We start from the raw sequence: 14,375 nt of genomic DNA on the forward strand, positions 1-14,375 counted from the left end.
TTAATGCATCAAAACAACATTTTCTCCGATCTGCTCAAGTGATCTTCCTTTAGTTTCCGGCATCATCTTCCATACAAAAATCAGTTGTAAGACCATCATCCCTGAGAAAAAGAAAAATATATTGGCACCTCCAAATGATTCTGCCAGATAAGGAAAGCAGAATGCAATCAGTGCTGCCATTACCCAGTGGGTAGAACTACCAAGTGTTTGTCCTTTTGCCCTAACCTGATTTGGGAAGATTTCTGAAATGAATACCCAAATCACCGCGCCCTGAGAAAAAGCAAAGAAAGCAATAAAGAGCATTACATAAATCGGGATTTCGAAACCGCTGGATGAACCACCCAGAAAAGCAAATGCAACAAGTCCAAGGGATACGATAAGGCCTACAGAACCAATAAGCATCAAGGTTTTTCGACCAACTTTATCGATGATATTGATGGCCAGTAGCGTAAAGATAAAGTTGACCATTCCGATACCGACCGTGGATAAAAGCGAAGAATGCGCACCAAGCCCTGCCATCTCAAAAATTCTTGGCGCGTAATAAATGATGGCATTTATGCCAGATACCTGATTAAAGAAAGCAAAAAGCACGGCCAGGATAACAGGTGTTTTGTACTTACCTGAAAAAAGTCCGTCCGTAGATTTATCCCGTTGCATATCCTCACCTGACTTTTTGATAGCGGCAAGCTCTTCATTGCAGTTTAGCGGATTGATGATGCGCAGGATTTCCAGTGCTTTATCGTATGCACCACGTTTGAGTATAAGCCATCTCGGACTTTCAGGAATAAAATAGATTAGCACCAGGAATATTATTGAAGGAAATGCCTGAACACCAAGCATCCATCTCCATGATGCCTCGCCTCCCTGGCTGAGCAAATAGTTTGAAAGATAGGATATCAATATACCCAGTACAACATTGAACTGGAAAAGCCCTACAAGCCGTCCCCGTCTGTGTGCCGGAGATACTTCGGAAATATAAATAGGTGCGGTTACAGAAGATATACCTACGCCTAGGCCACCTAAGAAGCGGAATGCTAAAAAAATATACCAGTTATCTGCCAGGGCGGTACCCAGCGAAGAGAGTAAGTATGCAGCAGCTACGAAATAAAGTGTATTTTTTCTTCCGAAATAATCAGATGGACGGGAGCCTACGAGTGATCCGATTACCGTACCAATAAGTGCAATGGAGATGGTTAGACCATGAGAGAAAGCAGAGAGATTCCAAAACTGCTGTATCGATTTTTCAGCACCTGAAATTACTGCCGTGTCAAAGCCAAACAAAAAGCCGCCTAGGGCCACAACCATGGACCACGCCAGGACAGAATGTTTTTTCATAAAAAGTTTATTATTGGTTAACGATCGCAAATTAGGCCAAATGGCTTCGTGGCACTATTAAAAATCTTTCAAAAACGTTAAAAAATTAAATCAACATAAGTTGTTGTTTATGAGTAATTTGAGCTTTGTCTGCTTCGGCTGTTAGGTTCAACCTTAAATATTGTAACATCAGATGTTAAATTTGGTTACATGATGCCAGGTGAGGATTTATCACTCATTTCCAATATTGAAAAGTAATCTATAGCTTTATTAAATGAATAATCAAATATTCCGGAAAATAGCTAATATCCAGGGTGTCAAAGTTTGGCTTTTCGGTCTGATCACTACGCTGTTTTTCTTTAGTTCCTGTTCGGAAAAGAAAGAAGAAAAAAAGTTTACCATCGGTTTTTCGCAATGTGTGGGTTCTGATTTATGGAGGAAAACGATGCTGGAAGAAATGAAAATGGAACTTTCCCTTCGGTCAGGAACCAACTTCATTTATATGGATGCTAACAATAGCAGCAAGAAACAGATTGAGCAGGTGGAAGAATTGGTCGATAATCATATTGATCTGTTAATCATATCTCCAAACGAAGCATCTCCATTAACAGATATCGTTGAAAAAGTATATAATAAAGGAATTCCCGTAATTGTTCTTGATCGGAAAACTTCCTCCTCCCAATACACCGCTTATGTGGGTGCCGAAAACCATCAGGTAGGCAAAATGGCTGGCCAATACATCACTAAGCTACTCAAGGGAAATGGAAAAGTGGTTGAGATATTGGGGTTACCGGGATCTTCTCCGGCCATGGAGCGTGATAAAGGATTTTCTGATGAGTTAAATAAATCACCGGGAATAAAATTAGCAGCTCAGGTTTATGGTAATTGGGTTGCCCGAAGTACACTTTTGGAACTGGAAAAGAATAAAGAAACGATCCTGCAATCTGATGCTATTTTTGCACACAATGATGTTATGGCGGCGAGTGCAAAAGATTTTCTTCGTCATCATAAAGCCTCAGAACATATTAAGGTAATAGGAGTGGATGCGCTTCCTGGTCCGGGTGGTGGGCTACAGCTGATCAGTGAAGGGAAAATATCCGCCAGCGTGTTATATCCCACAGGAGGCAAAGAAGCCATTAGTATTGCTTTCAAAGTTTTAAATAAAGAACCTTTCTCAAAAGAAAATATCCTGCAGAGCTTAGTGATCGACAGTTCTTTAGTTCAGCTAATGAAACTTCAATGGGCAAAGGTATCCAGCCAGCAAAGAGATATTGAACGCCAGCAAACCATGTTATCTGATCAGCTGCGAATCTACGATAATCAAAAGCTGGTGCTTAATTTTATTGTGATCACACTGGTATTGGCCGTGATATTTGGAGGCCTGGCATTTTTCTCCCTATTGGAGAACCGGAAAATTAACAAAAGCCTTGAGCAGAAAAACGTCCAGATTCTGGATCAGCGAAATAAGCTAATCGATGCCTCGGCTAAAATAGAGGCAGCGACTGAGGCCAAGCTTAATTTTTTTACCAATATATCTCATGAGTTCAGAACCCCGCTAACTTTGATTTTATCTCCATTGGAAGATCTCCTTGAAAGCGATAAAATCCAGAGCGGGGAAAAGCGTGAACTGACGATGATTCAAAAGAATGCATATCGGTTACTGAAGCTGATCAATGAACTTATTGATTACAGAAAGATAGAACATCAGAAATTTCATGTGCAACCAACAAGCAATAACGTTCAGTCTTTCCTGAATGAAATAATAGAAAGCTTTAGATACGGCGCACTTAAAAAAGATATTGCTTTGAAATTTTCCTTTCCACAACATGATATCATAGCCAATTTTGACGTAAATATTCTTGAAAAAATCATTCTCAATCTGTTGAGTAATGCATTGAAATTTACCCCGGCGCATGGAAGAATACATATGGATTTAACCACTGAAGCGAATAATTTTATTATTTCTGTTTCTGACAATGGCAGCGGGATGAATCCAGAGGAATTGCAGCAGGTTTGGGACCAATTTTATCAATCCAATACTAGCGAATCAAGAGGATCTGGCCTCGGCCTTTCCCTTACACGTGAACTGGTACATTTGCACGGTGGCACTATTGAGGTACAGAGCAGAAAATGGCAGGGAAGTACATTCACGGTCACAATGCCATACGGTGAGCCTATAGATTCAAAGCTTTCTCTTATAAGCACAGATGACAGAAATGTTTCACTAACTGAACAAGTAAAAGTTTATATCACCGAAGAATTACCAGCGGAGAATAGGCAGATTGATCCGATAGGTGAATACATCAAAGAATATTCCGTCCTGATCATTGAGGATAACCTCGACTTGTTAAATTATCTTCAGGAAAAATTTTCAGTCAATTATGAGGTGTTCACCGCCACAACCGGTAACCAGGGGCTTCATGAAGCTTTTGAAAAAATTCCTGACATCATTGTTTCTGATGTGATTATACCGGGGATGTCGGGCAAAGAAATTGCAAAGAAACTTAAAACAGATCTGCGAACCTCCCATATTCCACTTATCCTGCTCACGGCACAAGCTAGCCCTGAACAGCAGATCGAGGGCATAAACAGTATGGCCGATCTTTATATGACCAAACCTTTTCATTTTGACTTCCTTCAGGCAAATGTACGAAACCTGCTTGCCAACCGTATGTTACTAAAGGAGCATTACATCAGCGATATCAGCTCTGGTGTAGAGAAAAAATCAACATTAAGCGTTCTTGATAAGAAGTTTCTGAATGATTTTGCAGGCATTGTAGAACATCACCTTGGGAATGAAACACTGAATGTGGAAGACCTGGCAAAGATGATCGGTATTTCCCGTATTCAGCTTTACAGAAAGGTGAAAGCATTACTTGACTGCAGCATTACGGACTACATTTTAAACCGTAGATTGAAAAAGGCTACTTACCTGCTGACGAATGAAGATTATTCCATTTCGGAAATCGCCTTCAAAATAGGTATTTCCTCACCAACCTACTTTTCAACCTTGTTTAAAGGAAAATATGGAATGAGCCCCAGTGAGTTTAAGAAAAAACAGAATAATTGATGATGAATAGTTCGAGTGTTATAAATTCCGGACTCTTTTAAATCATTGGCGAAGAATAATAATGATATACTTTTTTCTTTGGTCAGGATACTCAAACGTGGAAAAAACATTTAGGAAGAATGATTTTTTGAAATATCTTCAATAAATTTGATAGGTTTTTTCGATGGATCTTAATCCACAATAATTATGATAAAATCAGCGCACCTGCCTGACCTCTTCACATTACAATCTATTTTTGAAGGCATTCAGGATGCCATATACTGTCATGACCTTGACTTCAGGATTACCAATTGGAGCCCGGCTGCAGAACGTATGTTTGGTTATACCGAACAAGAGATATTGGGCCAATCTGTTTTTATGCTGATTCCTGATGACAAGTATTCAGAGAAGGAAAGGCTGATGCAGGAGGTTTTGAACGATAAGCGTATCAGCCAGTACAGAACAGTGCGTCTTAGTCGCTCGGGGAAACAAATACCTGTCACCTTATCCCTTTCGCCGATCAAAGACGATAAGGGGCGAATTATTGGCATGTCTCAAATTGCCCATGATGTTTCCTTCGAACACCAGGCAGAGGAAAAACAATCCATGCTTGCCGCTATTATAGAAAGTTCTGAAGACGCCATTATTAGTAAAACGCTTGATGGAATCATAACGACCTGGAATAAAGGAGCAGAGCATATTTTTGGCTATTCCGAAGACGAGGCCGTTGGCCAGCCGATCACAATACTTCTCCCTGCTGATCGTTTGAGCGAAGAAGAAGTTATCATTGAAAACATTCGACGTGGCGAAAAGGTAGGCCACATACAGACCATTAGAAAAACAAAAGATGGGCGCTTACTCAATATTTCACTCACCGTATCTCCTATTAAAAATCGTGATGGAGTTGTTATTGGGGCATCGAAAGTCGCCCGCAACATTACTTCGCAAAAGGAGTCTGAAAAATTAATTGCCAAGCACATGGAACGCCTGGAATTGTTGAATGTAGTGGGCAGGAGCATTAATGAATCGTTAGACCTTCAGCAAATATTACAGCAGGTAACTGATTCCACTACCAAGCTAACTGGTGCAGCCTTTGGAGCGTTTTTTTATAATCAAGTTAACCAGGAAGGGGAATCTTACTGGTTATACACCATATCAGGTGTTCCGAGTGAGGCTTTGGCGGACTTCCCGATGCCACGTAATACCGCTTTATTTCATCCTACTTTCAGCGGAGAAGGAATCGTTCGCTCAGACGACATCACCCAGGATGCCCGATATGGTAAAAATGCGCCATTTTTCGGAAAACCTTCCGGACATTTACCTGTGATCAGTTATCTGGCAGTTCCGGTTAAAACCAAATCAGGTGAAGTGATAGGCGGGCTGTTTTTTGGTCATCAGGAAAAGGCAATTTTCAAAAAAGAGCATGAGGAACTTGTCCTTACGGTGGCTTCCCAGGCGGCCATCGCTATAGAAAATTCGATGCTTTTTAAAGAGGTACAGGAACTGAGTGCGAAAAAGGACGAATTCATTGCAATGGCTTCCCATGAACTAAAAACACCAATGACCTCTCTTTTTGGTTTTTTGCAGTTGGCCAATCGCAACACGGGTGAAGGTATTGCAAAAAATCTACTTGAAAGGGCGATCAGACAACTGGAAAAAATGATTGTTCTGGTTAGTGATCTTTTTGATGTCTCCAAAATCCATTCCGGAAAACTACAACTGAATATGGAATACCTTAACCTGGCCATCCTTATTCAGGAAATGAAAGAATCTTTTTTACAAGCCCATCCGGCGCATATTCTAACTATTGAAATGCCGGAAGAAAGCTTTGTTAATGCTGACCGCATGCGCCTTGAACAGGTACTCACGAATTTATTGAACAATGCAGTTAAATACGCAACTCAGGAAAAAACAATTGAATTGAAGGTTCAACATTTAGATAATGTGGTACTTACTTCGGTTAAAGATTTTGGACCAGGTATTAGCGAAGAAAACCAGCGTCATATATTCAGCCAGTTTTACCAGGCCAAGGAAAATAAAGACGGTTCATCAGGATTAGGCCTGGGGCTTTTTATATCGAAAGATATTATTGAACGCCATGGCGGCCAGATTTGGGTGGAAAGCGAGCCTGGTAAAGGTGCAACGTTTAATTTTTCTTTACCATTAGCATAAACTATCAGTGCTTAAATAAATGAGGGGGCTTAGCGCCTGTTTAAAATTAAATAAAATATTTCATATGTCATTCTGAGGGATAATTTATTGTATAAAATCAATATAAGTGACGTAGAATTGTTTTCTCTTGTCCTACGGCGCAGTCTTGCCTCGGCTCACCGCCGCCAAAGGGCTCTTTCTTTTTGGCATCAAAAAGAAACAAAAACTGCCGGCTGAAAATTTTTCTTTCGAAGCTAGTAGTTTGGCTTAGGCAGTGCAGCCCGAAAAATTTGTTAGGCCGGATTTAAGTAGAACGGGGATACCGTGCTATGGCCTAGCTGTATGGAAATGCAAAAATAGTTAAATGCCGATTAATAATAATTTATAAAATAACGTCAATTGTAGCGTAATCGAGGACCATTTCAACTCCCAAAAAAGGTCGTCATTATAAGGAGGAACGACGAAGCAATCTATCATGCTAGTAATTTTTGCTATAAAGATTGCTTCGTCGGCTGAAAAAGCCTTACAGCAATGGCAGCGCAATAATAACTAGCGTAAGTGTAACCAATCATTTGTATTAGTAGTTGCCAATTAATTATAATCAAAGGGTTATTTGGTTTTGAGTCAAAGCTAACAAAGCCTTAATCACTTAAGATGTAATTATAAAGTGAAACCTACAGTATAAACCTGTTTTTTATAGACACTGGGAGACATGCCCGTAATTTTTTTAAAGGACTTAGAAAAGTAGGAGAGATTATCAAATCCGGTTTGTGTTGCAATATCCGAATAGGCAAGCCTGCTGGTGGCTAATAAATATTGTGCCCGTTCAATCCGTTTTTCAAGAATATAGGTAACTGGCCGCTGGCCGGTAAAAGTTTTGAATAAACGGGAGAAATAATCAGGGTGCTGATTAACACGCGAGGCCAGACTGGTTACAGATAGTTCCTGCTGTAAATTTACAAGGATATAACCTACTGTTTCAGCTATTTTGGCTGGCGCATGTCGTTCCTCATGTTTTCGATGTAACTGTGGTTGGAGTAAACGTCCCATCAATTGAAGTAATATGCCCTGTGTTTCAAGGTAACTGGCTAAGCCCTGCATATTGTTCAATTCCTGGTATTCTTTATAGAAAATATTTTTCTCGTAAATTTTTGGGTCATCAGATCGGTTAATGCCACGACCAGGATTTATTTCGAGCAGCCGCTTAAAAAGATCAATGTCCATCTGTGTTGCCTTAATTTTTGAAACATTGCGGCTTCGCGCAAATAGAGAAGTGCCATTTGCAGATTCTTCAAAAAACTGTACAAAATATTGGCTCAAATATCCGTTGCAATGCAGATTACAAAGTGTGAAACTGGGTATTATATACAGATATCCCGGTTCGAGTTTTAAAGATCCCGACGGGTCAGATACCTCACCATTTCCATCATCTATATAATAAATCCGGAAATATGGACTGATCACGTTCAGGTAATTCCATTTTTCAGTTAATTTCACATAATCTACATTGAGCAGCGAAAAGGTATTTTGCAGGACTCTTTTGATCATTTTCTAAATGTCGGATTTTTACAATAAAAAGTCTAATTTATTCAAAAATAGGTCGGATAAGATGTTTATTTTTGATTATAATACCAAGTATAAACCTTTAGGGAGGCAGGAGTCTTGCAATTATCATCATCTGATTATTGCTGCCAGATATTTAGCAGCCCGATCTTCACAATATTGAAACCGGAATAGTAGCTTTTAAATGATCACACAATGAAAAAAAGAATATTCTTAAGCATCATTACAATTTCCATGTTGTTAAATGCACAAGCTCAGCAAAAGACCACTACTACTGAGCAAGGTAAATTCAGCCCTACCGATGAATCCTTACAACAGTATAAATATCCCGACTGGTTCCGTGATGCCAAATTTGGTATCTGGTCGCATTGGGGTCCTCAGGCGGTTCCTCGTCAGGGCGATTGGTATGCCAAAAACATGTATTTACAGGGTAATAATCAAAATAAATATCATGTAGAACATTATGGAACACCATCCAAATTTGGTTACAAAGATATTATTCCGCTTTGGAAGGCAGAAAAATGGAATCCTGAACAATTAATGGCGCTTTATAAAAAAGCGGGTGCCAAATATTTTGTAAGCATGGGTTCGCACCATGATATGTTCTTTTTGTGGAATTCGAAGATACATAAATGGAATTCGGTAAATATGGGGCCACATAAAGATGTAGTTGGACTTTGGCAGAAAGCAGCAAAAAAAGAAGGTCTCCGTTTTGGGGTTTCTGAGCATCTTGCTGCAAGTTTCAACTGGTTCCAGCCCAGCCATGGGTCGGATACAACCGGCCAGTTTGCCGGTGTTCCGTATGATGGCCGCGATCCTCAATATTCAGACCTGTATCATTTACCTGCCGACTCGAGCAATATCAAAGAATGGTTGACCAATAATCCTGCATGGCATAAAAAATGGTTAGAATATGTAACTGAACTTATTGATCTCTATCACCCTGATCTGCTTTATTCTGATAGCAAAGTTCCTTTTGAAGAATATGGACGTAAAATGGTGGCACATTATTACAATCAGGATATGGTTAAAAATAAAGGTAAACTGGAAGCAGTTTACACGCCTAAAGAAGCTTCCGGAGGTAAGTGGGCCCAGGATGTAGAACGTGGTGTGCTGGATTCAATCAGCCCTTTTCCGTGGCAGACCGATACCTCAATTGGCGATTGGTATTACAGAACCGGACAACGTTACAAGAGTGCAAATGGAATTGCCCAGCTTTTAATTGATGTAGTCAGTAAAAATGGAAATTTACTGATTAATGTTGTACAAACACCGGAAGGAGATTTAGAGCCTGATGTAATCAAAATAGTAACGGAAATAGGCGAATGGACCAAGACTTATGGAGAAGGAATTTATGCTACAAGGCCTTGGAAAGTCTACGGCGAAGGACCATCTACAATTAAATCGAACCAGAAAAAAGGCGTTTTCGGCGGATTGACAGACACCCGTGAATACGAGGCTACAGATATCCGTTATACAACAAAGGGCCGCGACCTTTTTGCATTCTGTTTAGCTGTTCCCAAAACCGATATAAAAATGGAATTGTTGGGAAAAAATTCTAAATATCTGGATAAACCGATCAGTTCGGTTACCCTTTTGGGTAGTAAAGAAAAATTGGACTGGACACAAACAGATGGTTCACTGGTGATCAAAAAACCGAAAAATTATCCAGCCTGGGCGGTAACAGGATATAAAATAGAATTTAAGAAATAACACTATCATATTAAATCCGCTTTGGTAGAAACTGAACGCTGCATATTGGTGAGCTTGGAAGTAGTTTAATTATCATGTCAATAATTAACCTAATGGAAATTTTATAATTACAAATGAAAAGATACTGTTTGGCCCTTGATCTGGTTGATGATGAAAAACTTATCGCAGAATATGAAGCGTACCATGTTAATGGATGGCCTGAAATTAAACGAAGCATAACTGACTCTGGAATACTGGATATGGAAATCTACCGCATTTCCAACCGCTTATTTATGGTGATGGAAACACAAGACGATTTCAGTTTCGAAAAAAAGGCACTTATGGATGCTTCTAACCCACGGGTTGAGGAGTGGGAAATGTTAATGTGGAAATATCAGCAGGCACTGCCTTTTGCAAAACCAGGAGAAAAGTGGGTGTTGATGAAAAATATATTCCAGCTAAAAGGCTAACGATAATAAAAACGAACCGAGGGCCTAATTTGCCCCTCTTTATTTTCGGGACCAGTAGTTTAAGATCTCTATCAGGCGGTATGATTAAGGTGTTAACCTTTAAGCATTCCTACAAATGCCAAATCGAATCCAATAAACTTAATTTAGAGTAGGAGGAGGGTTTTAAGCGTTAATTTCAAGCCTATATCCTTTAGACCGTATCACAACAATGTTGATCGCAGGATCGGCCTCTAGTTTTTTTCTAAGTTTTGATATAAACATATCCAGGCTACGCCCTACAATAACACCTTCGTCTTCCCATATTTTTTTCTGCAGCCGGCTTCTCTCTATAAGTTCGTTAGGAGACCGCGCGAAGATGAGCAGTAACCTGGTTTCAGTTCCGGTTAATTCTATCATCTTTTCGTTTATGGTGAGTTTACGATTTTTCGCATCAAATAAAACCGACCCCAACGTAATCATGTTTGGATGCTGATCATCAATGGGTAAAGCTCTTCGCGGTTTAACAGATCTGAAAAAAATAAAACCAACAAAAGCTAAAAATGGCAGGCTGCCCAAAAGATATCCATTCTTTGTGGTATTTATGCCTGTCGGTTTCAGTTTAATGTCAATCATGTAACGTGCTTTTGGCTGTTTTCTTCCTATGCAAGCTATAATTTCATCTTTTTTATTTTTGGATATCGCGTAAGCATAGGCTACGCTGGAGTCGCTAAAGTTCAAAACTTTAACAACATAATCATCCGCCAGCGGGTCATTGGCCAACAAACGTTTAGTGGTATTCACCAGGGAGATGGGGTCGAAAGTAAACTCCTTCTCAAATCTGATCAGGTACTCATTTTCAGCGACCTTTTTTATCGGAAGTACCCTTGATGTGCTGTCGCCCGACTGCAAAAGTAGTTCATGTCCGATCCTGCGTAGCAAAACTTCTCTTCTGGCGAAATCAAAGTCCTCGCTGCCAGTCATACTGAAAGCTGCACCGGTGACAGCGATAAATAAAACCAGCATGAATCCAAATAGATATTTACCTTTCCCGTAGAAGTAATTTCGGCTATCAAGCATAGTGTCAGCTTTTTATTTACAAAGTTTACATTTTTATTTACAATTCAAATGTCTCAAGCCGGAAAATGTCATAGTAATTTTGCTGCATCAACTTTGGTAGCATATGAAAAAATAAAAGTATGTTATCTGATTTGACTTATCAACAGAATCTATATGTTATTTAGTAAACCCCAAAAATCATGAAAAAATTAATTTATGCATTGATGTTACCACTGGTTGTGGTGAGCGGACTAGTATTTGCTAATCGTGAAATCAAGACTGAAACTGCTAAGAAGCCGTCCTCAAAGTCGCTTTCTGTTGCGGAAAGGAAAGCCGAAAGGAAAAAATGGGAGGCTACACCTGACGGTATAAAGTACAAAAAATGGGAAGCTTCTCCAGCAGGTAAAAAAGTGCTTGCCGGTGCCGCTAAAATAAGGAAGCATATAAATACTTTCACCAATATGGAGGCAGTTGTAAGCTCTCTTTCTCTTCCGCCAGGATCAAGATTAGGTTTTGGTGTCATGGCCAGGATTAACGGTGAGGATTATATTGTAAAATTTGAGCCGGAAAAGTCTCAACTCGAGCAATTGCATAGTCTGAAAGTTAACGACAAAATAATAATTAGAAGCCACAACGTATCTCATGCACCTAAGTATTCATATCCAATAGTGTCGTGCGAATATGTAGAGCGTGATAATAAAGTGATTTTTAAACGTGTTCCCCGAAAAGGAGGTTGCTGAGTAAAATATCTACATTGTTGTTAATGATTGCTTTTAATATTTCTTCTATGGGAAAGCTCAGCAAAAGCATCCATAAAAAGTAATTACATAAGATTTTGAACGGAATTGTTTTAGATTAAAGTTAACATCGTGTACATACCGGGAAGAATGTTTTGAAAAACTTTCTTCCTGGTTAACCTATCGAATGGGACACATCTGTGCATTTTAGAGCACAATTATCTAAAACGCTTTGCTGTTTTCTGTTCTGTAGATGAAAAATAATCGTGCTGGAAAATTGCCAAATCAATTTTAAATATTTTTATCTCATATTCGTGATATATTGTATATTTGTTCAGCCATATCATGTATCCCAACATTTGTGCTTCAGATTATTAACCAGACTAACAATATGAAAAAAGTAATTCCACTTACCGAATTATCTAATGAAGAATTATACAAGAAAAAACAGAGCATAAAGGGCGCATTAATTGGGCTTGGTTTGGTAATGCTTGCCGCATTTCTGGTTTTAATTTATCTTGTTATTACGGCTAAAACGCCAAAAGTTCTGGCAGCTATTCCCATATCCTGCATGCTGGCATTGTTACCAGCCTTTATTAGCCTTCGCCAGATTAATACTGAAATTAAAAACCGCAATTCAAAATAACCAATTCTATGTCATCCGATTGCCTGAATTGTACCGCTCCGGTAACTCAGAATTTCTGCCCTAACTGTGGGCAAAAATCTTCTACGCACCGCTATTCCATTAAACATTTCCTGGCTCACGATTTTGTTCATGGTATATGGCATGTTGATAAAGGTATTTTATTTACCCTTAAAGCGCTTTTTACCCGGCCTGGCCACAGTGTACGCGAGTTTATCCAGGGTAAGAGGGTTCCTTATTTTAGTTTTGTTACGCTCATCTTGCTTATCTTGACGGCATCAGGTCTAATTGCACCGTATAGCCATTTTAATATGTCTGATCTGATGCCTGAGGGAGGCAAGGCCGCGATGAGTAGTACTGAAAAATTTATCTCCGAACATCCAAAGCTGATATTGATCGTAACCATTCCCATTTATTCCCTTTTATCTTTTTTATGGTTCAGGAAAGCGAAGCTTAATTATTCCGAGCACCTGGTGTTAAATTCAAACCGTGTTATTGTAGAACTGATTATGGGCCTGCTTATTTCGGTGGTTACTATTTTTTATACCGATACCAAAGTGATTGTTTTTTTACTTATGGTGTTGGTTTGGTTTTAGGGCTTTTTTATAGCATCTGGTTTTATTATCAGTTTTTTTCTACTTTTAGCTATAGTAAAACAGCCTTGATTTTAAGAAGTATCCTTGTTCCGGTATCGTACAATTTATTAACCTTTATAATTGGAATCGTTTTAGCCATCATTTCAAAGCATTGAATTTATTTCAGCATCTTTCCTGCTAAATAGAAACCTCTTTCAGGCTAATAATTGGTCCATATTTTGATAGCTTAATTTATGATTAATGTTAGCCCCGAAGTAAAGCAAAAAGCGCAATTATTTCTCTCAAGGAACCAGAAAATTGCTGCTGTTAAGATAGTTAAAGATCACAGTGGCTGTGGTTTAAAAGAAGCAAAAGATTATGTAGATGCTTTGGAAGAAGGAGTACAGCAACCAATAAACAATCCGGCAGATCTGGATGCAGAGCTATTGGTTATTTTAAGTCAGGGCAATAAGTTAAATGCCATTAAACATTATAAGGATGCAACGGGCGCAGGCTTGGCCGAAAGCAAAGATTATGTTGAAAAGCTAATGCAGTTTAAGCCTGGCAGCAATACGGTGCAACAAAGCAGGGACACCGATATTAAAAATATCATCTCTGATAATTCCGGAAATAACCAAAATCCACTCAAAAATTTTTTGATAAAACTGGCGCTCATTATTTTGATTGCAGCAGCTTTAACCTATCTCATGTTTAAAATTTAGCAGCAACATAGTGCAATATTTCTGTTAGAATTTAAATGTGGTGCTCAGAAATCTTATCTTGATTTCACACACACAAATAAATCTTAAAAATATGAAAATCACATTAGACACAAAATCCCTTTTGCTGGGATTCTTGGGCGCTGGCTTAATGTTTACGGCCATCAGTTTTAAAAACGGACAAGATCAAACCGGGGGTAGGTACCACACAGAAGTAAATGCCAATAATATGGTCGTGATCCTGGATAGCGAAACCGGAAATTACATTATTGCCCCTCCGGTAGAGCAAACTGGAAAAACGACTTGGATAAAAGGCGAGTTTAATAAAACATTTAGTACGGCGGTAGACAATAAAAGAGAGCCGAAACAGTAAAAGTTTTATTGTCGCAATAGATCGTCATTGCGGGCGAACATTCAGCAATCTTTA

Annotated in this window: 12 protein-coding genes; 9 read left to right on the top strand and 3 right to left on the bottom strand. The window is 39.1% G+C overall.

The annotated features are described in order from the left end of the window. Nucleotides 1–1,335, bottom strand: coding sequence for a sugar porter family MFS transporter (locus KYH19_RS03605; RefSeq protein ID WP_193422424.1), 1,335 nt, complete (start codon nucleotides 1,333–1,335; stop codon nucleotides 1–3). Between the two features lie 253 nt (nucleotides 1,336–1,588). On the opposite strand from KYH19_RS03605, the gene KYH19_RS03610 reads away from it, so the two are divergent. Beyond that, the gene (locus KYH19_RS03610; protein WP_219077586.1) at nucleotides 1,589–4,384 is read left to right on the top strand and encodes a substrate-binding domain-containing protein; all 2,796 of its coding nucleotides are present in this window, start codon (nucleotides 1,589–1,591) and stop codon (nucleotides 4,382–4,384) included. A 186-nt stretch (nucleotides 4,385–4,570) separates the two neighbouring features. Next, a complete protein-coding gene (locus tag KYH19_RS03615; RefSeq protein ID WP_219077587.1) occupies nucleotides 4,571–6,535 on the top strand; it encodes a PAS domain S-box protein in 1,965 nt (654 codons plus the stop codon). Between the two features lie 639 nt (nucleotides 6,536–7,174). Here KYH19_RS03615 and KYH19_RS03620 read toward each other — a convergent pair. Further along, nucleotides 7,175–8,062 carry an AraC family transcriptional regulator gene (locus tag KYH19_RS03620; RefSeq protein WP_219077588.1) on the bottom strand — a complete coding sequence of 296 codons (888 nt, stop codon included), beginning with the start codon at nucleotides 8,060–8,062 and terminating at the stop codon, nucleotides 7,175–7,177. Between the two features lie 210 nt (nucleotides 8,063–8,272). Between KYH19_RS03620 and KYH19_RS03625 the strand changes: the two genes are divergently transcribed. After that, nucleotides 8,273–9,790 carry an alpha-L-fucosidase gene (locus KYH19_RS03625; RefSeq protein WP_219077589.1) on the top strand — a complete coding sequence of 506 codons (1,518 nt, stop codon included), beginning with the start codon at nucleotides 8,273–8,275 and terminating at the stop codon, nucleotides 9,788–9,790. Nucleotides 9,791–9,903: 113 nt separating this feature from the next. Then, the gene (locus KYH19_RS03630; protein ID WP_132394810.1) at nucleotides 9,904–10,239 is read left to right on the top strand and encodes an L-rhamnose mutarotase; all 336 of its coding nucleotides are present in this window, start codon (nucleotides 9,904–9,906) and stop codon (nucleotides 10,237–10,239) included. A 162-nt stretch (nucleotides 10,240–10,401) separates the two neighbouring features. Here the strand turns inward: KYH19_RS03630 and KYH19_RS03635 are convergent, their stop codons facing one another. Beyond that, entirely contained in the window at nucleotides 10,402–11,295 is an 894-nt protein-coding gene (locus tag KYH19_RS03635) for a winged helix-turn-helix domain-containing protein (RefSeq protein ID WP_219077590.1), read from the bottom strand. A 179-nt stretch (nucleotides 11,296–11,474) separates the two neighbouring features. Between KYH19_RS03635 and KYH19_RS03640 the strand changes: the two genes are divergently transcribed. From KYH19_RS03640 to KYH19_RS03660, 5 genes are all read left to right on the top strand, one after another. Beyond that, nucleotides 11,475–12,014, top strand: a complete 540-nt coding sequence (locus tag KYH19_RS03640) for a hypothetical protein (protein WP_219077591.1) — start codon at nucleotides 11,475–11,477, stop codon at nucleotides 12,012–12,014. A gap of 388 nt (nucleotides 12,015–12,402) precedes the next feature. Further along, nucleotides 12,403–12,657 (top strand): hypothetical protein, encoded by a 255-nt coding sequence (locus tag KYH19_RS03645; protein WP_219077592.1) that lies wholly within the window; start codon nucleotides 12,403–12,405, stop codon nucleotides 12,655–12,657. Between the two features lie 8 nt (nucleotides 12,658–12,665). Next, complete coding sequence (locus tag KYH19_RS03650; protein ID WP_255562541.1) at nucleotides 12,666–13,250, top strand: DUF3667 domain-containing protein; 585 nt, start codon at nucleotides 12,666–12,668, stop codon at nucleotides 13,248–13,250. A gap of 233 nt (nucleotides 13,251–13,483) precedes the next feature. Next, on the top strand, nucleotides 13,484–13,951 hold the full coding sequence (locus KYH19_RS03655; RefSeq protein ID WP_219077593.1) for a ribosomal protein L7/L12: 468 nt from the start codon (nucleotides 13,484–13,486) through the stop codon (nucleotides 13,949–13,951). Nucleotides 13,952–14,042: 91 nt separating this feature from the next. After that, nucleotides 14,043–14,321: a hypothetical protein gene (locus KYH19_RS03660; protein ID WP_219077594.1), complete on the top strand. Its 279-nt coding sequence runs from the start codon at nucleotides 14,043–14,045 to the stop codon at nucleotides 14,319–14,321. The last annotated feature ends 54 nt before the right edge of the window (nucleotides 14,322–14,375 follow it).

It is taken from the genome of Pedobacter sp. D749 (assembly GCF_019317285.1).
GTDB lineage: Bacteria > Bacteroidota > Bacteroidia > Sphingobacteriales > Sphingobacteriaceae > Pedobacter.